Annotated in this window: 22 protein-coding genes; 15 read left to right on the forward strand and 7 right to left on the reverse strand. The window is 67.1% G+C overall.

Annotation, left to right across the window (positions count from 1 at the left end):
- The 4 genes from QGN17_RS01710 to QGN17_RS01725 are packed head-to-tail and all read left to right on the forward strand — an operon-like array spanning position 1 to position 3,790.
- Entirely contained in the window at positions 1 to 1,374 is a 1,374-nt protein-coding gene (locus QGN17_RS01710) for an aromatic ring-hydroxylating dioxygenase subunit alpha (protein WP_281042789.1), read from the forward strand.
- Complete coding sequence (locus QGN17_RS01715) at positions 1,371 to 1,901, forward strand: nuclear transport factor 2 family protein (protein WP_281042790.1); 531 nt, start codon at positions 1,371 to 1,373, stop codon at positions 1,899 to 1,901. The genes QGN17_RS01710 and QGN17_RS01715 overlap by 4 nt, the downstream gene beginning before the upstream one ends.
- Complete coding sequence (locus QGN17_RS01720; protein ID WP_281042791.1) at positions 1,898 to 2,416, forward strand: nuclear transport factor 2 family protein; 519 nt, start codon at positions 1,898 to 1,900, stop codon at positions 2,414 to 2,416. Before QGN17_RS01715 ends, QGN17_RS01720 begins: the two co-directional genes overlap by 4 nt.
- Positions 2,417 to 2,455: 39 nt before the next feature.
- Positions 2,456 to 3,790: an aromatic ring-hydroxylating oxygenase subunit alpha gene (locus QGN17_RS01725; RefSeq protein WP_281042792.1), complete on the forward strand. Its 1,335-nt coding sequence runs from the start codon at positions 2,456 to 2,458 to the stop codon at positions 3,788 to 3,790.
- An 81-nt stretch (positions 3,791 to 3,871) separates the two neighbouring features.
- On the opposite strand, the gene QGN17_RS01730 is transcribed toward QGN17_RS01725, so the two are convergent.
- Positions 3,872 to 4,639 (reverse strand): helix-turn-helix transcriptional regulator, encoded by a 768-nt coding sequence (locus QGN17_RS01730; RefSeq protein ID WP_281042793.1) that lies wholly within the window; start codon positions 4,637 to 4,639, stop codon positions 3,872 to 3,874.
- A 198-nt stretch (positions 4,640 to 4,837) separates the two neighbouring features.
- On the opposite strand from QGN17_RS01730, the gene QGN17_RS01735 reads away from it, so the two are divergent.
- The 3 genes from QGN17_RS01735 (at position 4,838) to QGN17_RS01745 (ending at position 6,999) form a co-directional block, all read left to right on the forward strand.
- Positions 4,838 to 5,617 (forward strand): SDR family NAD(P)-dependent oxidoreductase, encoded by a 780-nt coding sequence (locus tag QGN17_RS01735; RefSeq protein ID WP_281042794.1) that lies wholly within the window; start codon positions 4,838 to 4,840, stop codon positions 5,615 to 5,617.
- A 2-nt stretch (positions 5,618 to 5,619) separates the two neighbouring features.
- Positions 5,620 to 6,150, forward strand: coding sequence for a VOC family protein (locus QGN17_RS01740; protein WP_281042795.1), 531 nt, complete (start codon positions 5,620 to 5,622; stop codon positions 6,148 to 6,150).
- Positions 6,151 to 6,240: 90 nt separating this feature from the next.
- Complete coding sequence (locus tag QGN17_RS01745; RefSeq protein WP_281042796.1) at positions 6,241 to 6,999, forward strand: SDR family NAD(P)-dependent oxidoreductase; 759 nt, start codon at positions 6,241 to 6,243, stop codon at positions 6,997 to 6,999.
- Positions 7,000 to 7,145: 146 nt separating this feature from the next.
- Here QGN17_RS01745 and QGN17_RS01750 read toward each other — a convergent pair whose 3' ends face one another.
- The 6 genes from QGN17_RS01750 to QGN17_RS01775 form a co-directional block, all read right to left on the reverse strand.
- Complete coding sequence (locus QGN17_RS01750; protein WP_281042797.1) at positions 7,146 to 7,853, reverse strand: SDR family NAD(P)-dependent oxidoreductase; 708 nt, start codon at positions 7,851 to 7,853, stop codon at positions 7,146 to 7,148.
- Positions 7,853 to 8,878 carry an NADP-dependent oxidoreductase gene (locus QGN17_RS01755; protein ID WP_281042798.1) on the reverse strand — a complete coding sequence of 342 codons (1,026 nt, stop codon included), beginning with the start codon at positions 8,876 to 8,878 and terminating at the stop codon, positions 7,853 to 7,855. Before QGN17_RS01755 ends, QGN17_RS01750 begins: the two co-directional genes overlap by 1 nt.
- A gap of 16 nt (positions 8,879 to 8,894) precedes the next feature.
- Complete coding sequence (locus QGN17_RS01760) at positions 8,895 to 9,707, reverse strand: ThuA domain-containing protein (RefSeq protein ID WP_281042799.1); 813 nt, start codon at positions 9,705 to 9,707, stop codon at positions 8,895 to 8,897.
- Entirely contained in the window at positions 9,695 to 10,168 is a 474-nt protein-coding gene (locus QGN17_RS01765; protein ID WP_281042800.1) for a GFA family protein, read from the reverse strand. Before QGN17_RS01765 ends, QGN17_RS01760 begins: the two co-directional genes overlap by 13 nt.
- Positions 10,168 to 12,579, reverse strand: coding sequence for a TonB-dependent receptor (locus QGN17_RS01770; protein WP_281042801.1), 2,412 nt, complete (start codon positions 12,577 to 12,579; stop codon positions 10,168 to 10,170). Before QGN17_RS01770 ends, QGN17_RS01765 begins: the two co-directional genes overlap by 1 nt.
- 108 nt (positions 12,580 to 12,687) lie before the next feature.
- Complete coding sequence (locus QGN17_RS01775) at positions 12,688 to 14,148, reverse strand: aromatic ring-hydroxylating oxygenase subunit alpha (protein WP_281042802.1); 1,461 nt, start codon at positions 14,146 to 14,148, stop codon at positions 12,688 to 12,690.
- A gap of 151 nt (positions 14,149 to 14,299) precedes the next feature.
- On the opposite strand from QGN17_RS01775, the gene QGN17_RS01780 reads away from it, so the two are divergent.
- The 8 genes from QGN17_RS01780 to QGN17_RS01815 all read left to right on the forward strand — a co-directional run bounded on the left by QGN17_RS01780 (position 14,300) and on the right by QGN17_RS01815 (position 20,648).
- Positions 14,300 to 14,971 carry a TetR/AcrR family transcriptional regulator gene (locus QGN17_RS01780; RefSeq protein WP_281042803.1) on the forward strand — a complete coding sequence of 224 codons (672 nt, stop codon included), beginning with the start codon at positions 14,300 to 14,302 and terminating at the stop codon, positions 14,969 to 14,971.
- Positions 14,971 to 16,128 (forward strand): iron-containing alcohol dehydrogenase, encoded by a 1,158-nt coding sequence (locus QGN17_RS01785; protein WP_281042804.1) that lies wholly within the window; start codon positions 14,971 to 14,973, stop codon positions 16,126 to 16,128. Before QGN17_RS01780 ends, QGN17_RS01785 begins: the two co-directional genes overlap by 1 nt.
- A gap of 80 nt (positions 16,129 to 16,208) precedes the next feature.
- Positions 16,209 to 16,439 (forward strand): biotin/lipoyl-containing protein, encoded by a 231-nt coding sequence (locus QGN17_RS01790; protein WP_281042805.1) that lies wholly within the window; start codon positions 16,209 to 16,211, stop codon positions 16,437 to 16,439.
- A 2-nt stretch (positions 16,440 to 16,441) separates the two neighbouring features.
- Positions 16,442 to 17,059, forward strand: a complete 618-nt coding sequence (locus QGN17_RS01795) for a glutathione S-transferase family protein (protein WP_281042806.1) — start codon at positions 16,442 to 16,444, stop codon at positions 17,057 to 17,059.
- Positions 17,060 to 17,112: 53 nt separating this feature from the next.
- Positions 17,113 to 17,871 (forward strand): 2-oxo acid dehydrogenase subunit E2, encoded by a 759-nt coding sequence (locus QGN17_RS01800; RefSeq protein WP_281042807.1) that lies wholly within the window; start codon positions 17,113 to 17,115, stop codon positions 17,869 to 17,871.
- Positions 17,868 to 18,626, forward strand: coding sequence for a glucose 1-dehydrogenase (locus QGN17_RS01805; protein WP_281042808.1), 759 nt, complete (start codon positions 17,868 to 17,870; stop codon positions 18,624 to 18,626). Before QGN17_RS01800 ends, QGN17_RS01805 begins: the two co-directional genes overlap by 4 nt.
- Positions 18,627 to 18,646: 20 nt before the next feature.
- Positions 18,647 to 19,552 (forward strand): crotonase/enoyl-CoA hydratase family protein, encoded by a 906-nt coding sequence (locus QGN17_RS01810; protein ID WP_281042809.1) that lies wholly within the window; start codon positions 18,647 to 18,649, stop codon positions 19,550 to 19,552.
- A 10-nt stretch (positions 19,553 to 19,562) separates the two neighbouring features.
- Positions 19,563 to 20,648 carry a phosphotransferase gene (locus tag QGN17_RS01815; RefSeq protein ID WP_281042811.1) on the forward strand — a complete coding sequence of 362 codons (1,086 nt, stop codon included), beginning with the start codon at positions 19,563 to 19,565 and terminating at the stop codon, positions 20,646 to 20,648.
- Positions 20,649 to 20,653: the final 5 nt, after the last annotated feature.

Consider the following 20,653-nt stretch of genomic DNA (forward strand, 5'->3'; position numbering starts at 1 on the left):
ATGGCGCTCGACGATCCCAAGCCGATCGGTCCGGGCGGGCATCGCTGCCCCGGCCCCAGCACGCGCGACATCATCCTCGACGACGGCTGGCAGGTGCCGGACCAACTCGTCGCGGAGGCCTACGAATTTCTCGGCGACGGCGACGTTTCCTACGATCGCTATATCTCGCCGGAGTTCTTCGAGCGCGAGATGAGGTCGCTCTGGCCGAAGATCTGGCAATGGGTGTGCCGCGAGGAGCATCTGCCCGAGGTCGGCGACTATCTCACCTACGATATCGGCCGCTATTCGATCCTCGTCACGCGCACCGCGCCGGACACGATCAAGGCCTATCACAACGCCTGCCTGCATCGCGGCACGCAGCTCAAGCCGTCGGACAGCTCCGGCACGGTGGACGAGTTCCGCTGCCCCTTCCACGGCTGGAGCTGGCAGCTCGACGGCAGCATCAAAAACATCCCCTGCCGCTGGGATTTCCCGCACGTCACGGACGAGGGCTATCGCCTGCCGGAGGTAAAGGTGGAGCTGTGGGGCGGCTTCGTCTTCATCAACATGGACCCGGAGGCGAAACCGCTCGCCGACCAGCTCGGCCCGCTCGCCGAGCATTTCTCGGGCCGCTGGGATCTCTCCAAGCGCCGCGTCGCGCTGCACCTCCAGAAAGAGCTGCCGACCAACTGGAAGGCCGCGCAGGAAGCGTTCCTGGAGGCCTATCATGTCTACGAAACGCACTCGCAGGGCCTCGCCACGGCGGGCGATGCCAACGCGCAGTACGACGTGTTCAGCGATTACGTGACGCGCTTCGTCCACACCATCGGCTATCCCAGCCCGCATTACACCGAGCCGCAGACCCAGCAGGAAATCTTCGACAAGATGCGCGGCGGCGGCGGGGTCGTGCCGGAGGGGCGCACCGCCCGGTCGGTCGCGGCGGAAAAGCTGCGCGAGGAACTGGGCGGCCAGTGGGGCGTCGACCTGGCCGCCTATTCGGACAGCGAGATGCTCGATTCGATCGAGTATCACTTCTTTCCGAACATGTGCCTGTTCCCCGGCGTGTCGCTGCCGATGATCTACCGCTTCCGCCCGATCGGGATGGACCCCGGCCGATCGATGTTCGATCTCGTCTTCCTGAAGATCGTGCCGGACGATGCGCCGGAGGAATTCCCGCCCGATCCGATCCCGGTCGCCGCGCACGAATCCTATGCGGATGCGCCCGGCATGAACCCCGGCCTCGGCGCGGTCTACGATCAGGACACCAACAATCTGGAGATGCAGTATCGCGGCTTCCAGGCCTCGGCGAAGCGCGGCCAGACGCTCGGCAACTATCAGGAGGCGCGCATTCGCCGCTTCCACCAGACGATCGACGAGGTCATGGCGCGGACATGATGGCGGCGATGGACCCGATCGACCGGCTGACCTCGTGGCACGCCATCTATGACCTGCTGTGCGATTACATGCGCGGGCAGGATCGGCTCGACCCGGTGCTGCACCGATCGGTCTTCCATGACGATGCCACCACCGATTATGGCGATGGCTGGCGCGGCGATGCCGACGGTTTCGTCGCCTTCGCGCAAAGGGTGCTGACCCCGCATCATGCCAACCATCACATGATCGGGCAGGTGCGGATCGACTTCGAGAGCGCGGACACCGCGTTTGGCGAGGTCTATTTTCAGGCGTTCCACCGCACCGAGAGCGAGGCGGGCGAGGAGGAGGATCTCTGGGTCTCCGGCCGCTACGTCGATCGCTACGAGCGTCGCGCCGGCGCCTGGAAGATCGCGCATCGCAGCGAACTGGTCGACTGGGTGCGGACCGAGCCGGCCGCCGACGGGCTGATGAAGGCGGGCCATTTCCCGCTCGGCGCGCGTGCGCCCCACGATCTGAGCTGCCGCCGCGAGGAGATGAGGGTCCGATGATCGACGTCGAGGACAGGACGACCGCCGAGGTCGCCGACCAGCTCGCCATCCGCCGGCTTCTGACGCTCTACGCACGCGGTATCGACCGCTGCGATATCGAGACGCTGCGCGCCGTCTGGTGGCCGGGCGCGACCGCCGACTACGGCACCGGGCCGGGCGATGCGCTGGAATGGTCGGAAGGGGTGGTGGTTGCGCTCGCGCAGATGCGGCGCACCCAGCATTTCCTCGGCAACATGGTCGTCGAGATCGATGGCGAGGCTGCCACCGCCGAAACCTATTGCCGTGCCTATCACGAGGTCGACGGCCCGGACGGTCCCTTCGAGATGGAGGTCGGCGGCCGCTATCTCGATCGGCTGGAGCGGCGCGGCTCCGAATGGCGGATCGCGGAGCGGCGCTACGTCCACGACTGGAACCGCAACCAGCCCTCCACCGCGCGGTGGGAGGGCGATCTCTACGGCAACCTTCTGCGGGTCGGCCGGCGCAAGCCCGACGACCCCTATTACACGGGCGCCTGAAGCCCGGACCTATTGGCGAATTTACGGAAAGGTGATCCCATGGCGACCGTGATCGATCCCAAATCCCGCCCGCGGGCGGACATGTCGAAATTCCCCGAGCCGAATTTCAAGGACACCCCCATCACGCCGGACCGCTATTACTCCAAGGAGTGGGCGGATCGCGAATGGGAGATGATCTGGACCAAGACCTGGCAGATCGCCGGCGTCGCCCAGCAGGTGCAGAAGGTGGGCGACTGGTTCACCGCCGATCTCGGCACCGAGACGATCGTGTGCGTACGCGGCGAGGACGATGTGGTGCGCGCCTTCTACAACGTCTGCCAGCATCGCGGCATGCCGGTGGTGCCCAACGGCAGCGGCAACGCCAAGCGGCTGGTCTGCCCCTATCACGGCTGGGCCTACAATCTGAAAGGCATCCTGAAGACGGTGCCGGACGAGGCGGACTTCGTTCAGGGATCGCCGTGTGGCAAGACCAACATGGTCGAGATCCAGTGCGAGGTATGGGCCGGCTTCGTCTGGTTCAACATGGACAAGGACGCCGCACCGCTTAAGAGCTTCCTCGGCCCGATCGTCGACATGATCGACACCTATCCGATGGACAAGATGGTCCGTACCCATTGGATGACGATCGAGGGCGAGTTCAACTGGAAGCTCATCCAGGACAATTTCAACGAGAGCTACCACGTCCCCTTCGTCCATCCGCAGACCAAGTTCGTGATGGAATATTCCCACAAATTCTGTCAGTTCGACCTCTTCCCCGAAGGCCATGCCCGCATGTTCATGCCGGGCGCGGGGCCGACCAAGACGTTGCGCGGCGGCGAGAACGAGACGCTCGACCAGCTGGCGCAGGAGCTGGCTTTCTGGGGCCTCGACCCCGAGCAGTTCCGTGGCGGCAAGACCGGCGAGATTCGCCTCGCGCTGCAGAAGGCCAAGCGCGAGAAGGGTGCGTCGAAAGGCTACGACTTCTCCACCTACCATGATGACCAGCTGACCGATCACTGGCATTTCACGATCTTCCCGAACCTGTCGTTCAGCCTGAAGCCCGACGGCAATATCTGGCTGCGCGGTCGCCCGCACGAGACCGATCCCGAGAAATGCTATTTCGACATGTGGTACATGACGCTCTTCCCCGAGGGGACCGAGCGTTACTACTCGCAGAGCATGACCGAGTGGGTCGATGTCAGCGTGCCGGCACCGCACGTGCAGGGCAAGGTGGGCGAAGTCGATATGGGGCCGGGCATCAGCCAGGACGTCGATGTCTGGGGCTACCAGCAGCGCGGCCTGCGCTCGCGCGGCTACAAGCGCGACTATCTCGCGTGGCAGGAGCGGCGCGTGCGTTTCTTCCACGAGAATCTGGAGAAATGGATGGCCCGCTGAGGCCATCCATCCGTTTCGGCCAATAAGAAAGGGCCGGCGTCCGCTGCGGGACGCCGGCCCTTTCCTTTGCGGTCTATCCGATCAGGAATGAAGCCCGATATAGCCGAGCTGGGTCGCCTTGAAGAGCGTCTGGCTGCGGTTCACCGCGTCGAGCTTCATCGAGGCGTTGTGCATGTGGAAGCGCACGGTGGCGCGGCTGCGCGCCATGATCAGGCTGATCTCGTAATCGGTCTTGCCGACCGCCGCCCAGCGCAGGCACTCGACCTCGCGCTTGGAGAGGGCCGGGCCGACCGGCACGCGCTCCGGCTCGCACATCGTGCGAACATAGCCCGAGATGAAGGTGCGGATCAGCAGGCCGAGCGTGTCGCTGTGCGCGGCGAACTCGGCGGAAAGATCGGTATGCCCGCGATCGCGCGGCACGAAGCTGGCGGCGCCGATCTGGCCGAAGGGCAGGTGCACGGGCACCACGATCGAGGCCGGACTCAGCCCGCGCCGCTCGAAATTGGTGATGTCGATGGCGTCGAGCAGGGGGTTGTGCGCGGCGGTGCGGAAGCCTTCGGCGTTGCACCAGAAGGGTTCGCTTTCGTAGCGGCAGGCGGTCGGGAGCGGTGAGACGAGCGCGAGGCGGGGCATCCGCCACCAACGATCCGCGCTGTCCTCCGTCCAGCCGAAGACGCTGGTGGCGAGGATGTTGCCGTCGGCGTCGAGCATCGGCTGCTTCGATGCGATATTGTGGCAGGGGGCGATGCGGAAATCCATCATTTCCGCCACGATCGCACGCAAATTCTCGGCGGCTGGCCGCACGTCGCGCGGTTTCGCGATGCGGACGGAATCGATGTCCAGAGTCATTTTGCCCTCTCCGATTCGCTCAATTATCTTCTGCGTGTCAAAATCTACGGCGACCCTATCCCTTTAGCAAGTCATTCCGGCGACAGAGCGGTTTCGGCGCAGGCCCGGACGCGAGCCGTTGCCCCGTCAAAAGCACAGTTTGCGCAGGCTGTGGCGGTGCGCGAAAAACAGGGCTGGCGAGGATGAAGGCGAACGGCGATGCGGCGACTGGACGGCAAGGTGGCGCTGGTGACGGGCGGGACGAACGGCATCGGTGCCGCCACGGTCCGCCGGCTGGCGAGCGAGGGCGCGACGGTGGTGTTCACCGGTCGCAAGGCCGAGGCGGCGCGCCCGATCGAGGCGGAGACCGGCGGCATCTTCGTCGCCCACAGCATCGAGGATCGCGCCGGCTGGGATCAGGTCGTGGCGACGATCCGCGATCGCTGCGGCCGGCTCGACATCGCCTTCGCCAATGCCGGGATCGAGGGTGGCGACACCAATATCGAGGGGATCACGCCCGAAGCCTGGGATCAGATCGTCGAGGTCAACCTCACCGGGCCGATGCTGACCGCGCAGCACGCCATCCGCCTAATGCGCGACAATCCGGGCGGATCGGGCGGATCGATCATCCTCAACAGCTCGATGAACGGCATCCTCGCGCTGGCGGGGAACGTCGGTTACTCGACCACCAAGGGTGCGCTGCGCCTGCTGTCCAAGTCGATCGCGATGCACTGCGCGGTGAACGGCCTCAACATCCGCTGCAATTCGATCCACCCCGGCGTGGTGGAGACGCAGCTGATCTCGGACGCGATCGCCGGCGCGCCCGATCCCGCCGCCGCCCGCGCGCTGCTGGAGGGCCTGGCGCCGATGAAGCGGATGGCGAGCGTGGAGGAGATTGCCGGCCTCGTCGCCTATCTCGCGTCGGACGAGGCGGCGTTCGTTACCGGATCCGAATATGGCATCGACGGAGGCTCCACCGCCGGCATGATCGCGCTCTGATCGTGACCGTCCTGCCGATCCGCCAGATCGCCTATTTCGTGGCGGACGTGCGGGCGGCGGCGGCGCGGCATCACGCGCTGTTCGGCTCCGGCCCTTATTATGTCGCGGACAATATCCCGCTGGCCGCCTGCCTCTATCGGGGCGAGCCGGCGGAGCTGGATCACAGTTCGGCCTACGGACAGTGGGGCGATCTGATGATCGAGTTCGTCCAGCAGAACAATCCCGGTCCCTCGGCTTTCCACGACATGTATCCGGAAGGATCGGGCCGCGAGGGCATCCATCATGTCGCCCTGTTCGTCGACGATGTGGACGCGAGCATCGCGGCCTATGCCGCGCAGGGCCACGACTGCGCGCTCCGGGCGGTGACCGGCACCGGCCTCGTCTTCGCGATGATCGACATGGTGGCGACGCATGGCCACATGGTCGAACTCTACAGCCCGACGCCCTCGCTCACCGGCTTCTACGCGATGATCGCCGATGCCGCGCGCGAAGGCGTGGGCAACGCGCTGATCCGCCCGATCCGCTTCGACTGATCCCTGTCGAAACTGTCGCGAAGGATAGGCGCTCGGCGCCGGCCGATGGGGCATGGAAGGCGCGGCTTATCATCACGAAGGAGACGGTTGGTGGATCTCGGGCTCAAGGGATTGAAGGTGATCCTCACCGGCGGCAGCCGCGGCACGGGGCGGACGGCGCTGGAGAAGTTCGCCGCCGAGGGCGCCGACGTCGGCTTCTTCTCGCGCAACCAGGACCAGATCGACGATGCCGTCGCGGCCTATACCAAGCATGGCGTGAAGGTGGTCGGCAAGAAGGGCGACCTCGCCGATCTCGATGCCTATCCCAAGCTGCTGACCGACATCGCCGACGAGCTAGGCGGCTGCGACATCTTCATCCCCTCGGCCAGCGCGTCCGGCTCCAAGCTGGCGCAGGACTGGGAAGCGTGCTTCCGCATGGACACGCTGGGCACCGTGCAGGGCTGCGAGGCGCTGCTGCCCTATCTGGAAAAGTCGAAGCATGCCGCCATCGTGATGATGTCGAGCATCGCGGCGACCGAGACCTTCATCGCGCCCAACGCCTTCAACGCGATCAAGGCGACGATCCTCACCTATTCGGGTCAGCTCGCGCAGGCGTGGGGGCCGAAGGGCATCCGCGTCAACGCGATCTCGCCGGGGCCGGTGTGGTTCGAGGGCGGCAACTGGGACGACGTGAAGAACGGCGCCCCCGATTTCTACAAGGCCAGCGAGGAGACCTGCGCGCTCGGCCGGCTCGGCACCACCGAGGATGTCGCCAACGCCATCCTCTTCCTCGCCAGCCCTGCCGCCTCTTGGATCACCGCAACCAACCTGATCATCGACGGCGGCTACACCAAGCGCGTGCAGTTCTGAGGCTCTAAAATCCTCCCCCGCCAGGGGGAGGTGGCGCCGGAGGCGACGGAGGGAAGGCGGTGGTGTCCGTCACGGGAGTCCCGCCGTCGGCCCCCACCACCATGCTCCGCATGGTCCCCCTCTCCCTGGCGGGGGAGGATTGAAGGTTACGGCTGCTGCATCGCGCCGCCGTCCACCAGCATGCCATGGCCGCTGACGAAGCGTGCGTCGTCGGACATCAGGAAGGCGATCACGTCGGCGATGTCTTCGGGCTGGCCGAGCCGGCCGAGCGCGGCCTTGTTGGTCCAGAAGCCGGCATAATCGGGGTTGGAAAACACCTCGGCGGTCAGCGGCGTGGCGATCGCGCCGGGCTGCACGCAATTGACCGTGATCCTGTCCGGCCCCAGCTCCGCCGCCATCGCGCGCGTCATGCCGAGCACGGCGTGCTTGGAGGCGGCATAAGCGACCAGCCCCGGCGCGCCGAAGCTCGACATCACCGATCCGATCGTGACGATCCGCCCCCGGCCGGACGCGCGCAGCGCCGGGATGGCGGCGCGGGCGAGGCGGAAGACGGCGCTGACGTTCACCGCCAGCACCAGATCCCAATAGGCATCGTCATGGGTTTCCAGCGGCTCGCCGCGCGCGATGCCGGCGCAGGCGGCGACGCCGTCGAGCGCGCCCATCGCCTCGATCGCGGCGGCGACGATCCGGTCCGACGCGCCCGCCTCGGTCACGTCCAGCCGCAGCTCGACATCGCCCGCGCGATCGACGCCGAACACCTGCGCGCCGTCGCGCCGCAGCCGTGCGGCGGTCGCCTTGCCGATGCCCGATCCGGCGCCGGTGACGACGACATGACGCCCTGCCAGCCGCTCCATCATTCGCCCCCGATCTTCAGGATCATCTTGCCCTGGTTGCTGCCCTCGAACAGCCGGAGGAAGGCGGGCAGGGCGTTCTCGATCCCCTCGTCGACATGTTCGTCGGCGCGGATCTTCCCCTGCGCCACCCACTGCGCCATCGCCGCCGCACCCTCCGGAAAGCGATCGAGATAGGAGGAGACGAGGAAGCCGTTGATCGAGGCGGACTTGACGATCAGCTGCCAGACGTTGCGCGCGCCGACGGCGCCCTCGGTGCTGTTATATTCGCTGATCAGCCCGCACAGCGCGATACGGGCGCCCTGATTCAGATTGTTGAGACCGGCATCGAGGATGACCCCGCCGACATTCTCGAAGATCACGTCCACGCCGTCCGGCGCCGCCGCGCGGATTTCGGCGGTGAGCGCGGCCTCATCCTTGCCGCGATAGTCGATTGCCGCGTCGAAACCGTAGTCGCGGGTGAGGCGCGCGCATTTGTCCGCCCCGCCGGCGATGCCGATTGCGCGGCACCCCTGGATCTTCGCGATCTGGCCGACCAGCGAGCCGACCGCACCGGCCGCACCCGTCACCAGCACCGTCTCGCCCGCTTTGGGCTTGCCGACGTCGAGCAGTCCGAAATAGGCGGTGAGGCCGACCGCGCCGAGCACCGAGAGATAGTTGGTGACCGACGGCACCGCCTTCGCGTCGATCTTCATGGTGAAGCCGCCGGGCTTCGCGATCGAATAATCCTCGATGCCGTTCAGGCCGAGCACCCAGTCGCCGGGCGCGAAATCCGGATTGGCAGACGCCGCGACCTCGCCGATCGTCGAGGCACGGACGGGGGCGCCGAGCGGCACCGGCGGCATGTAGGAGGGGCGATCGTCCAGCCAGCCGCGCATCGCGGGATCGAGCGAGGCGTAGCGGTTGCGGATCAGCACCTCTCCGTCGCGCGGTTCCGGCACGGGCTGCGTGTCGTGCGCGAAGTCGGCGGCGGTGGGCAGACCCGACGGGCGGCGGACGAGGGTGAAGCGGCGGTTGATCGTCGTCATGCGTGTCTCCTCGCGGTCAGGCGCGGGCTTCGGGCGAGGCGACCCAGCGGATCGCATTCTCCACCAGCCGCCGGTAGACCGGATTGTCGTAGGTGATCTGGTCGTCGCCGGGCTGGAGGTAGACGAGCGGGCTGTTGCCGGCACGCTTGGTCCAGCCGATCAGGTTCGATCCTTCCTCGTGGCTCCAGCCCTCGTTGCTGAACATCCGCCCCTCCATCGCGGCGGTCGCCGAATAGAAGCCGTCGCGCGTGAAGGCGTGGCTGGAACGGAGCAGAGGCGTCACCTCGTCCTCGAACACCTCGCCGAGATAGGCCTCGTCCGTCATCGCGAAGGTCGCGGGGATGCCTGCCATCACCGGATGATCGGGCGCGACCACCTCGGCGGTGTATTCGACCTGGTGGCGATAGCCGGAATCGGGCCGGTCGCGACCGCGCAACGGGCCGGGGCGGTAGAGGAAGCTGCCGCCCAGCGCATCGGCATAAGCGGGCCAGGCCGGCCATCCGGCGAACGCGTGATGCAGCGCGACGATGCCCTTGCCCTGTTCCAGCAGCGCGGTGAAGCCGGTGCGGAACGCCTCGCCCGGATCGACATAGCCGGGCCTGTCGGTCTCGGCCGCGAAATCGAGGCCGGGCATGTCGTAGAGGACGAGCACGTCGAACGGCGCCATCCCGTCCGGGTTCATCAGCTGCGCGGCGGCGGGCTGATCCACCATCGTGGCGGAGATGCCCTCCATGCCGTCGAACAAAGCGGCGAAGGCGTTGCGATCGAAGGGGTGGCCGCGCACTGCGACCAGCGCCTTCAGCGGCGCGCGATAATCTATTGTCGGCATGTATCGTCCTTGCCGGGGATCACGGGCATCTCCTCACGCAGCGCGATGCGATCGGCGGGGGGGAAGAGCACCCAGGTCTGGGCGCGTTCGGTCCAGTAATGGCTGGAGGGCTGGAGGTCGGTCGTGTCGTCGAGCGTGCCCGCCTTGACGAAGCGCACGCCCGCCTCGGTCGCCGTCGGCGTGTCGGTGAGGATCGGCGATCCGCAGGACGGGCAGAAACGCCGCCAGACGTCGTGCCCGCTATTGCCGATGTCGTCATAGGTGGAAAGGTCGCCCTCCACCTCCAGCATGTCGCGCCCGACGATCGCGACAACCGAGAGCGCACCGCCGGATTGCTTCTGGCAATGCCGGCAGCTGCAGGTGACGAGATCGAGCGGCGGCCACACCATCGTGTAGCGCACCGCCCCGCACAGGCACCCACCGGCACGTCGCTGGGCGCCGGCGGGTGCCTTGACCGGCATCAGAACTTGTAGGTGCCCTGGAGCACCAGCTCGCGCGGGCGGCCGATCGTGACGGCGATCTCGTCCGGTGTACCGAACGCCTTCTCCGAACCCGCCACCGCATAATATTTGTTGGTCAGGTTGCGGCCGATGAAGGCGAACTCCCAGCGATCGTCCGCCTCGTGCAGGCGGATCGAGGCGTTCAGGCGGGCAAAACCCTTCTGGTAGCCGTTGGGGTTCTGGTTCTCGAGCAGCCAGTAGCCGCTGGTGTAGTTGGCGTCGGACGAGAAGCCGAGCTTCATGTCGCCATTGCCCAGCGGCATGTCGTAGGTGAAGCCGCCGGTCATGCTCCATTTCGGCGCGCGGACAAGCGAGGTGCCGGTCAGATCCTGCGTGCCGTTGGCGCCGGTGCAGCCCGTCGCCGCCGTCTGGCCCGAATAGCAGGGCGCATCGAAGCTCAGATACTTGGCGTCGTTATAGCCGACCGAGGCACGGATCTGAAAATCGCGGGTGATGCTGTAGGAGCTGTCCACCTCCACACCGGTCGTCCGCGCCGAGGCGGCGTTCTTGATCGTGAAGGAGGGCGGCGTCGGGTTGAACGAGGTGAGCTGCAACCCCTTGTAGGTGTAGCGGTAGATTGCCGCGTTGATCGCCAGCTTGCCCCCCATCAGCGAACCCTTGGCGCCGATCTCGCCGCCGCGCGTATGTTCGGGCTTGAAGCTCAGATTGTCGGCATTCTGGCCCGGCGAGAGGATCGAGGGGTTGGAGAAGCCGCCCGATTTGTAGCCGGTCTTGTACGCCGCGTAGAGCGTGGTGTTGCGCGTCGGGTGCCAGGTCAGCGTCGCTTCCGGCGACCAGTTGGTGTCGGAGAACTTGCCCGAGCTGAAATCGCCCTCGGCCTCGACCAGCCCGAGCGCCGCGATATTCTCGTTGACGAAGCTGTTGCCGAGCGTGGTGTGCTTCACCTCGCGCGTCCAGCGGACGCCGCCGGCCAGCTCGAGGTTGGGCAGGATATTGTAGATCGCCTGGCCGAACGCCGAATAGGTCTTGCCCTTGTTGAAGCTCAGCAGCTGCCAGTTGTTGGTCTGGCCGTTGCGCGGATCGGGGCCGACATCGCCGATGAAGCCGTTGCCGCGCGTATCGCGCTTGCTGTCCTCGTAATAGGCACCGAACGCGAAGTTGAGCGGCCCCTCGAAGGTCGTGTTGAGGCGGAGTTCCTGGGTGAAGGCCTTGCTGTCGTCGAGGTTGGCGCCGAACACCGTCGGCGAGCTGTCGTTGGCGAAATTGTCGAAGCTGTCGTTGCGATAATGCCAGTAACCGGTCACCGAGGTGATCGTCGCCTTGTCGAGATGATAGTTCATCGTCAGCGAGGTGAGGAAGGCGTGATACTGGGTGTAGGGCACGCCGCCGTTGGACTTGGGATAGTTGGCGGCGATTTCGGGATTCAGGGCGCCCAGCGTGCGCACGCCGTTGATCTTGCAGTCGCCATAGGGATCGGTGACGAAGGTGCCGCTCAGCAAATCGAGCGTCTGCGGGTGGCCCGAGCATTTCAGGTCGTTGCCGCCGGTTTCGCCATGATCCTTGAGCTTGTCGCCGAAGATCTTGAGGTTGGCGTCGAAGCGGCTGCTCGGCTTCCACGCCAGCGTGCCGCGGCCCAGGAATTCGTGGGTGCCCGGATCGCGGCTGTGCGCGGCGCCGGGGCTGGGGTGGGTCGGGTCGCTCGGCACCGCCAATTCGCCGGCGACATTCTTGATATAGCCCGCCATCGCGTCGCCGCGCAGCGCGATGCGGAAGCCCAGCGTGTCGGTGATCGGCCCGGCGACCGCGCCTTCGACATAGCGCTCGTTCGCCTTGAACTCGTAGCCGGCGCGCATGTAGCCGGTGAAATGGTCGGTCGGCCCGTTGGTGTGGACCGAGATGACACCACCGGGGCTGTTCTTGCCGAAGAACAGCGCCTGCGGACCCTTCAGCACCTCGACCTGCGCGATGTCGAAGAAGCCCGATGTGATCAGGCGGCCACGGCTGATCTGCACGCCGTCGATGTTGAGCGAGACGGTCTGGTCGATGCCCGCGTCGAGCGCGGAGGAGCCGATGCCGCGGATCGCGAAGGAGGCGCCGGCGCCGCCGCCGCCCGTCTTGGCGAGGATCACCTGCGGCACCAGCTGGCCGATCTTGGTGAGGTCGGTCGCGGCGTAGCGGGTGATGTCGCTGGCGCTCATCGCCGAGACGGCGACGGGCACCTGCAGCAGCGTCTCGTCGCGCTTGCGGGCGGTGACGATGATATCCTCGGCGCCGGTCTGCGCGGCGGGCGCCGCAGCCGGTGCCGCCGGTTTCGTCGCGTCGGCGGCCTGTGCGTCGGCCGACGTGGCGGCCCATGCGAGCGACGTCGAGGCCAGCAGCATGGCCCCCAGGATGCGCGTGTTGCTCCCCATATCCATTCCCCTCCTGACGGTATTTTTTATATGTCTGTCTGTGTCGTCGAGATCGGCCGACGCGCCTACTATCGAAAGTTGCAGTGACCCTTTGCCGCGCTGGCGCGATCAGCCGACGCGGGCTTCGCCTTCGGCGATCATGCGGCCGATCAGCACGTGGAGAAGGCGGATCCGCATCTCCGAATAAAGCCCGAAGTGGACGACGCCGGTGCCTGAGGTCTTGAGGCCTTCCTGCACCTGCGGCAGGTTCTCCATATCCTGTTCGAACACCGGGCCGAGCGCGCCGAGCATCGGCGAGGAGGACCAGTCCTCCTCCAGCGTCAGGCGATGTTCCTGCACCGGCTTCGGGCGGGGGCCGGTCTTGGGCACGCGCTTCAGGATGATCACGTCCATGATCGACGTGTCGGGATCGAGCCCGTTCGGCCGCCAGCGATAGACGATGTTAGGGGCGTAGCCCGCCCAGAAGCTCATGTGCGGAAAGACGTTGTAGAGGAGGGCGTCGATGATCTCGGCGTCCGACACGTCCGAATAATCCCACCCATCCTCGATGCCGAGCGACTGGCGCGTGATGTTGCACGCGAACATGCGCGCGGAGACGCCCTCTTCCAGCGTGTCCGGCGCGTCCGGGGTGTCGCGGGCATTGTTGACCGGCTTCTTCTCGGCCGCGCCGCCTTCCTTGCTCGCCTGGCCGCCGGAGACGTGGCTGCCGCCGGCCGCCTCCATCGCTTTCAGGATCGCCATGTCGTCGATATTGCGGTCCGACAGCATGGGAGAGGCGACGCCGGTCGCGGTGAACTGCCGGGTGACGTGGTCGCTCAGCGCATCATACTGGCTGTTCACGTCGCCGAGGAAGGGGGCGAGCTGCGGGTGGGTGGCGATGGTGTGGTGGCTCTCCATGAAAGCCTCCGCCATCACCTTCCAGTTGCACGGTACCACCTTGGAAACGTGCGCCGCCTTGTAGCGGTTGGCGAAATCGTAGCGATCGAAATGGTCGGCGAGCGGCTGGAGCGTGTCCATCAGCGGCCGCGCGGCGGGATCGAAGTTGATGAAGACGAAGCCGCCCCACGTCTCCACCTTCACTTCGGGAAGGCTTACATCCATCCGGTTGAACTGCGGGAAATCCCAGCCGATCGGGTTGTGCTTGAACGCGCCCGAGCATTTCCAGGCGAGGCCATGATACTTGCAGCGGAAGTCGACCTTGTGGCCGCTCTTGTCGACCAGCTTGCGGCCGCGATGCAGGCAGCTGTTCCAGAAGGCCTTGATCGATCCGTCCTCCTGCCGGGTGACCAGCAGGCTCTTGCCGACATTCTCGTAGACGAAGACGTCGCCGGGGTTGGGAATGTCCTCCTCGCGGCAGGCCCATTGCCACACCTTCAGCCAGACGTGGCGGACCTCTTTGGCGAAGTGCGCGGGATCGAAATAGTTGGTGACCGGGATGCCCTCGTCGCCGAGGTCGCGGGTCGGCCCCTGGCGGAGATGATCGGGGATCGTGCGGGTGTCGCGCTCTAGGATGTCCTCGTAGGATTCGGACGGGTGACGATCCGCGCGAAAATGGTTCGGCTGGTCCACGATGTCTCTCCGGGCCGGGCGCGCTGTGCGCCTCTTGCGATGGGCCGGGATGTTCGCTCCGATCGGCGGATGCGAGAACCTGTCCTTTGTCATAGAAAACATGTCGGTCGTTCTGTTGCAGGATGGTCGTCCGGTTTTTGAGGGGTGAGTGATGACGCTGGCGCTGACCGAATTGCTGCCCGAAAGCCTTGCGGAAGAGGGAGGCGAGCCTTCGGGCTGGCAGCAACGCAAGAGCCGTGCGACGCGCAATGCGATGCTCGACGCCGCGCTCGCCTGCCTGGCGGAGAGCGGCTACGCCAACTGCTCGCTGCAGACGGTGGCGACGCGCGCCGGTATCTCGCGCGGCGCGATGCTCCACCATTATGCCAGCAAGCTCGATCTGATGGCGGCGGTGATCGAATATGCCTTCTACCGGCGCATGGCGGATTTCCTCGATCGCATCCGGGCGCTCACCGACACCCAGCGCGTCGCGCGCAGCGCCGGCATCGCCATTTCCTACGCGACCTGCGGCACACCCGAATATGCCGCCTATCTGGAACTGCACGTCGCCTCGCGCACCGATGCCGATCTGCGCGCCATCTTCCTCGATCGCGCGCGGCTCTACGATCGGGTGTGGCGCGACGAGATCGTGCGGGTGTTCCCCGAATGGGCGGGCGATCCCCGGCTCGACATGCTCAACGATTATGTCTGGGCGGCGGTGGAGGGGCTGGCGCTCAATAGCGACATCTGGAACGATCCGGCCCGCGCCGACCAGATGCTGCGCTTCGTCGCGCAGACGATCGTGGCGGTGCGCGGCGGCGTGCTGACCGTGGAGGAGAAGTGATGGCGGCCGTGAACCTTCCCCGTGTGATCCGCGTCGGCGGCGGGGCGCTCGCCGAGCTGCCCGCCGCGCTCGGCCAGTGCGGGCTGTCGCGGCCGTTCGTTGTCAGCGATGGCTTCCTGGCGGGTAACGGGATGCTCGACCGGCTGATGGCGGTGCTGGACGAGGCGGGGATGACCGCGCGCGCCTTCACCGATACCGTGCCGGACCCGACCGTCGCCGTGGTCGAGGCCGCGCTCGCCGCGCTGCGCGAGGGCGATCATGATTGCGTGATCGGCTTCGGCGGCGGCAGCCCGATCGACACCGCCAAGGCGGTCGCCGCGCTGGCGATCGATCCGCGCCCGATCCCCTCGATGAAGGCGCCGGCCACCACCGACACGCCCGGCCTGCCGATCGTCGCGGTGCCGACCACCGCCGGCACCGGATCGGAGGCGACGCGCTTCACGATCATCACCGACGAGGTTTCCAGCGAGAAGATGCTGTGCGCGGGGCTGGCCTTCCTGCCGACCATCGCGATCCTCGACTACGAGCTGACGCTGGCCAAGCCGCGCCGGCTCACCGCCGATACCGGCATCGACTCGCTCACCCACGCGATCGAGGCCTATGTGTCGAAGCGGGCGAATCCCTTTTCGGATGCGATGGCGCTCTCCGCGATGCGGCTGATCGCGCCCAACATCCGCCGCGCCTGCGATGCGCCCGACGACCATGCGGCGCGCGAGGCGATGATGGTCGGCGCGCACCATGCCGGCCTCGCTTTCTCCAACGCCAGCGTCGCCCTGGTGCATGGCATGAGCCGGCCGATCGGTGCCTTCTTCCACGTGCCCCACGGGCTGTCCAACGCGATGCTGCTGCCGGCGGTGACGGCCTTTTCCGCGCCATCGGCCCGCACCCGCTACGCCGCCTGCGCGCGGGCGATGGGCGTGGCGCGCGAGGAGGAGGGGGACCAGTCCGCTGTCGCCCGCCTGCTCGACGAGCTGAGCGCGCTCAACGCCGATCTCGGCGTGCCGACGCCCGCCGCCTACGGCATCCCGCAGGCGCGCTACATGGAGCTGATCCCGATCATGGCCAAGCAGGCGCTCGCCTCGGGATCGCCGGGCAACAATCCGCGCGAGCCGGATGCCGCCGAGATCGCCGATCTCTACCGCCAGGTCTTCGTCTGACCGGCATTTCCTAGGCACAATGCCAGCTTGTTGCGCGGTGCGACGGCGGCCAGAAAAAACAGCGACCACGAGGGGACGACATGAGCACCGAAATCCGCATTCCCAAGATCGGCATGACGATGACCGAGGCGACGCTGACCGAGTGGCTGGTGCCCGACGGCGGCACGGCGACGGCGGGCACGCCGCTCTATGCGGTGGAGCTGGACAAATCGACCAACGAGGTCGATGCGCCCGTCTCTGGCACGCTCAAGGTGATCGGCCAGATCGGCGAGACCTACGAGGTGGGAACGCTGATCGCGACGATCGAGTGACCATGAAGCTCTACAATTCGATCGGCCCCAGCCCGCGCATCGTGCGCATGGCGGCGGCCGAAAAGGGCATCGCGCTCGATCTCGTTGAGATCGACATCATGGGCGGCGAGTGCCGGCGCGATCCGTACATGGCGGAGGTCAATCCGCTCGGCGCGCTGCCCGCGCTGGAGACCGACGCGGGCCAGATCATCACCGAGGTGCTGGCGATCGGCGAATATTTCGAGGAATTGGTGCCCTCGCCACCGCTGATCGGCACCACGCCGGAGAAGCGGGCCGAGGCGCGGATGTGGGCGCGCCGGATCGATCTCGGCTTCGCGACCCCGCTGACGCTGGGCTTCCGCGCTGCGGAAGGGCGGCCGATGTTCGAGCCGCGCCTGATCGTGGCGCCGGAGGAGGCCGCACCCTCGCTGAAGGCGATGGCTTTCTGGACGCTCGATTTCCTGAACCGGCAATGCGCCGCGCGGGATTATGTCGCGGGTGCCACGCCCACCATGGGCGACATCCTGCTCCTCGCCTTCGTCGATTTCGCCAAGGCGGTGGGGATGGACCCGATCGGCGAGCGGGCGTGGCTGGCGGCGTGGCACGCGCGCATGTCCGCGCGACCGAGTGCGGCCGCCTGATCTAGCACTTTCCAGAGGTTACGCCGGCCGCCCCCGCGCCTCTTATGCGGGGCATGACCACCGACACCATTGACGAGGCGCTGGCCGGCCGCCTCGAGCTTATCGGCCTGCCTCGCGGCTCCTATGCGGTTAAGCCGCACGACCGACTGCGCCGCGTCATCGCCCAGCGCATGACCGAGAGCGCGCGCGACATCCCGCACTTCCCGCTCGGCATGGAGATCGGCCTCGACGCCCTGCTCGCCGCGCGTGCTGCGCACAATGGCGGGGAGGGGGCGGCCCGCGTCTCGGTCAACGATCTGGTGGTGAAGGCGGCGGCCCTCGCGCTGATCGAGGTGCCCGAGGCCAATGTCAGCTACGTGCCGGAAGGGATGCTGCAGCACGCCCATGCCGATGTCGCCGTGGCGGTGGCGATCAAGGGCGGGCTGATGACGCCGATCGTGCGCGAGGCGGAGGGCAAATCCGTCACCGCCATCGCCGCCGAGCTGAAGGACCTCGCCGATCGTGCCCAGCGCTTCCGCCTCCAGCCGGACGAATATACCGGCGGCACCTTCACCGTCTCCAACCTCGGCATGTTCGGGGTGACGAGCTTCGGGTCGATCATCAACCCGCCGCAGGCCGCGATCCTCTCGGTCGGCGCGGCGCGCACCCGGCCGGTGCTGCGCGACGGCGCGCTGGCGGAGGAACAGGTGATGACGGTGACGCTCACCTGCGATCATCGCGCGCTCGATGGCGCGACGGGCGCGCGCTGGCTCAAGGCCTTCCGCGCGCTGATCGAGGCGCCGGCGCGGCTGTTCGAGGGGGCGGGGGCATGAGCGGACGGATCGAGGGCAAGGTCGCGCTGGTCACCGGCGGCGCCTCCGGGCTGGGCGAGGCGATCGTGCGCCGCTTCGTCGCGGAGGGCGCGAAGGTGGTGATCGCCGACATCGACGCTACGCAGGGCGAGGCGCTGGCAGCGGAACTGGGCGACGCGGCGAGCTTCGTGCGGCTCGACGTGACCAGCGAGCCGGCCTGGCTCGATGCGCTGGCCGAGGCGGGCCAGCGGCACGGCCATCTCGACGTCCTCGTCAACAATGCCGGCATCACCACGCTCGGTTCGATCGAGGCGCTGTCGCTCGACGGCTTCCGCAATATGCTCGACATCGATCTGATCGGCGTATTCCTCGGCTGCAAGCACGCGATCCCGCTGATGAAGGGGCGCAATGCGTCGGTCATCAACATGGCCTCGATGTGCGGCATTCGCGCCAATGCCGATCTCGTCGGCTACAATGCGGCCAAGGCGGCGGTGACGATGCTCACCAAGTCGGTCGCGCTCCATTATGCGCGGGAAGGCTACGGGATGCGCTGCAACTCGGTGCATCCGGGCGCAACCCACACCCCCATTCTCGACAAGGTGATGGCGCAGGCGCCCGATCCGCAGGCGCTCTATGCCGGCTGGGTGTCGGGCCATCCGGTCGGCCGGCTCGGCAAGCCGGAGGAGATCGCGGCGGTCTGCCTCTACCTCGCCACCGACGAATCCGGCTTCGCGACCGGCGGCGAGTTCGTGGTCGACGGCGGTTCATCGCTCTGACGGGCAGGGGAGGGCAGGCGATGTACGAGACGATCCGCACCGCGATCGAGGACCGGGTACTCACCATCACGCTCGATCGCCCCGATCGGCTGAACGCCTTCACCGCGACGATGTGCGAGGAATTGATCGCCGCCTTCGACGCCGCCGACGCCGATGATGGCGTCGCCGCGATCATCGTCACCGGCGCGGGCCGGGCCTTCTGCGCGGGCGCGGACCTCGGCAATGGTGCTGCGACTTTCGATTATGCCAACCGCCCCGATCGCCAGAGCGAGGCCGGATCGCCGATCCGCGCCGACGGCAGCGTCGATTACGATCATCCCGCGATCCGCGACACCGGCGGGCGCGTGTCGCTGCGCATCTTCCAGAGCCTGAAGCCGGTGATCGGCGTGATCAACGGCCCGGCGGTGGGCATCGGGGTCACCATGACGCTGCCGATGGATATCCGCATCGCCGCCGACACCGCGCGCTTCGGCCTCGTCTTTGCGCGGCGCGGAATCGTACCGGAGGCGGCCTCTTCCTGGTTCCTGCCGCGCGTCGTGGGGATCAGCCGCGCGCTCGAATGGACCGCGACCGGCCGCCTGTTCGATGCCGCCGAGGCGAAGGAAGGCGGGCTGGTCCGTTCGATCCACCCGGCCGACGAGCTGCTCGGCGTCGGCCGCGCGCTCGCCCGCGAGATCGCCGACAATACCGCACCCGTCTCGGTGGCGCTCACCCGGCAGATGATGTGGCGCGGCCTCACCCAGCAGCATCCGATGGAGGCGCACCGGCTGGACAGCAAACTGGTCTATGCGCGCGGCCGATCGGCGGATGCGAAGGAGGGGGTGACGAGCTTCCTCGAAAAGCGCGCGCCCTCCTATCCCTGCACGGTGAGCGGCGACATGCCCGAGGTCTTCCCGTGGTGGGAAGAGCCGCCGTTCACGGTCTGAGGCCGGGGCGATGAGCGAAGGCATGGTCTCCTCCGATGCGGTCAGCGGCACCGGCGCGGTGCGCAGCGGCCACGCGTTCGACGAGCGCCGCCTCGCCGAATGGCTGGCGGAGCGCGTGCCGGGCCTGGGCGGAGCCTTGCGCGTCGAGCAGTTCAAGGGCGGCCAGTCCAACCCCACCTTCAAGCTGATCGCGCAAGACGGCCGCGCCTTCGTGATGCGCCGCAAGCCGGTGGGCACGCTCCACGCCTCCGCCCATGCCGTCGATCGCGAATATCGCGTGCTGACCGCGCTCGGCGGGGACGGCTTTCCGGTGCCGCGCACCATCGGCCTGTGCACCGACGACGCGGTGATCGGCAGCTGGTTCTACGTGATGGAGATGGTCGAAGGCCGGATCTTCTGGGATTCCGATCTGCCCGAGGTGCCCCGCGAGGAGCGGGCGGCCTGCTTCGACTCGATGAACGCGACGATGGCGCGGCTCCATGCCGCCGATTTCGCGGCGATCGGCCTCGGCGACTACGGCAAGCCCGGCAATTATGTGGAGCGGCAGGTCGCGCGTTTCTCGCGGCAATATCTCGCGGATGCCGATGCGGGCCGGTTCGAGGCGATGGACCGGCTGATCGAATGGCTGCCCGCCAATATGCCGCCCGAGCAGGGGCGGTCGATCGTCCATGGCGATTTCAAGCCCGACAACATGGTCTTCCATCCGACCGAGCCGCGCGTGATCGCGGTGCTCGACTGGGAACTGTCGACGTTGGGCGATCCGGTGGCGGACTTCGCCTACAATGTGATGATGTACCGGATGCCGCCGGGCCTCGCCAATGCGGTGATTTCGCCCGATCCGGTGTCGCGCGGGTTGCCCGGCGAGGCGGACTATGTCGCCGCTTACTGCCGCCGCACCGGGCGCGAGAGCCTGCCGCACCTGACCTACTACATCGCCTTCAACATGTTCCGGCTGGCGGCGATCGTCCACGGCATCCACGGGCGGATGCTCCGCGGCAACGCCTCGTCCGCCCATGCCCATGTCGCGATCAAACGCCTCGCCCCGCTCGCCGAGGCGGCGTGGGAGCAGGCCCAGCGAGCCCAGCGCGGCGAATAGGAGAG

It is taken from the genome of Sphingomonas oryzagri (assembly GCF_029906645.1).
Taxonomy (GTDB): domain Bacteria; phylum Pseudomonadota; class Alphaproteobacteria; order Sphingomonadales; family Sphingomonadaceae; genus Solisphingomonas; species Solisphingomonas oryzagri.

Excerpts from the sequence above, each read along its gene's own strand:
- QGN17_RS01715 (WP_281042790.1), top strand. The coding sequence starts at position 1,371 with ATGATGGCGGCGATGGACCCGATCGACCGGCTGACCTCGTGGCACGCC.
- QGN17_RS01805 (WP_281042808.1), top strand. The coding sequence starts at position 17,868 with ATGAGCGGACGGATCGAGGGCAAGGTCGCGCTGGTCACCGGCGGCGCC.
- QGN17_RS01785 (WP_281042804.1), top strand. The coding sequence starts at position 14,971 with ATGGCGGCCGTGAACCTTCCCCGTGTGATCCGCGTCGGCGGCGGGGCG.
- QGN17_RS01760 (WP_281042799.1), bottom strand. The coding sequence starts at position 9,707 with ATGCCGACAATAGATTATCGCGCGCCGCTGAAGGCGCTGGTCGCAGTG.
- QGN17_RS01790 (WP_281042805.1), top strand. The coding sequence starts at position 16,209 with ATGAGCACCGAAATCCGCATTCCCAAGATCGGCATGACGATGACCGAG.
- QGN17_RS01800 (WP_281042807.1), top strand. The coding sequence starts at position 17,113 with ATGACCACCGACACCATTGACGAGGCGCTGGCCGGCCGCCTCGAGCTT.
- QGN17_RS01730 (WP_281042793.1), bottom strand. The coding sequence starts at position 4,639 with ATGACTCTGGACATCGATTCCGTCCGCATCGCGAAACCGCGCGACGTG.
- QGN17_RS01795 (WP_281042806.1), top strand. The coding sequence starts at position 16,442 with ATGAAGCTCTACAATTCGATCGGCCCCAGCCCGCGCATCGTGCGCATG.
- QGN17_RS01735 (WP_281042794.1), top strand. The coding sequence starts at position 4,838 with ATGCGGCGACTGGACGGCAAGGTGGCGCTGGTGACGGGCGGGACGAAC.
- QGN17_RS01710 (WP_281042789.1), top strand. The coding sequence starts at position 1 with ATGGCGCTCGACGATCCCAAGCCGATCGGTCCGGGCGGGCATCGCTGC.
- QGN17_RS01810 (WP_281042809.1), top strand. The coding sequence starts at position 18,647 with ATGTACGAGACGATCCGCACCGCGATCGAGGACCGGGTACTCACCATC.
- QGN17_RS01780 (WP_281042803.1), top strand. The coding sequence starts at position 14,300 with ATGACGCTGGCGCTGACCGAATTGCTGCCCGAAAGCCTTGCGGAAGAG.
- QGN17_RS01750 (WP_281042797.1), bottom strand. The coding sequence starts at position 7,853 with ATGGAGCGGCTGGCAGGGCGTCATGTCGTCGTCACCGGCGCCGGATCG.
- QGN17_RS01815 (WP_281042811.1), top strand. The coding sequence starts at position 19,563 with ATGAGCGAAGGCATGGTCTCCTCCGATGCGGTCAGCGGCACCGGCGCG.
- QGN17_RS01770 (WP_281042801.1), bottom strand. The coding sequence starts at position 12,579 with ATGGGGAGCAACACGCGCATCCTGGGGGCCATGCTGCTGGCCTCGACG.
- QGN17_RS01755 (WP_281042798.1), bottom strand. The coding sequence starts at position 8,878 with ATGACGACGATCAACCGCCGCTTCACCCTCGTCCGCCGCCCGTCGGGT.
- QGN17_RS01765 (WP_281042800.1), bottom strand. The coding sequence starts at position 10,168 with ATGCCGGTCAAGGCACCCGCCGGCGCCCAGCGACGTGCCGGTGGGTGC.
- QGN17_RS01720 (WP_281042791.1), top strand. The coding sequence starts at position 1,898 with ATGATCGACGTCGAGGACAGGACGACCGCCGAGGTCGCCGACCAGCTC.
- QGN17_RS01725 (WP_281042792.1), top strand. The coding sequence starts at position 2,456 with ATGGCGACCGTGATCGATCCCAAATCCCGCCCGCGGGCGGACATGTCG.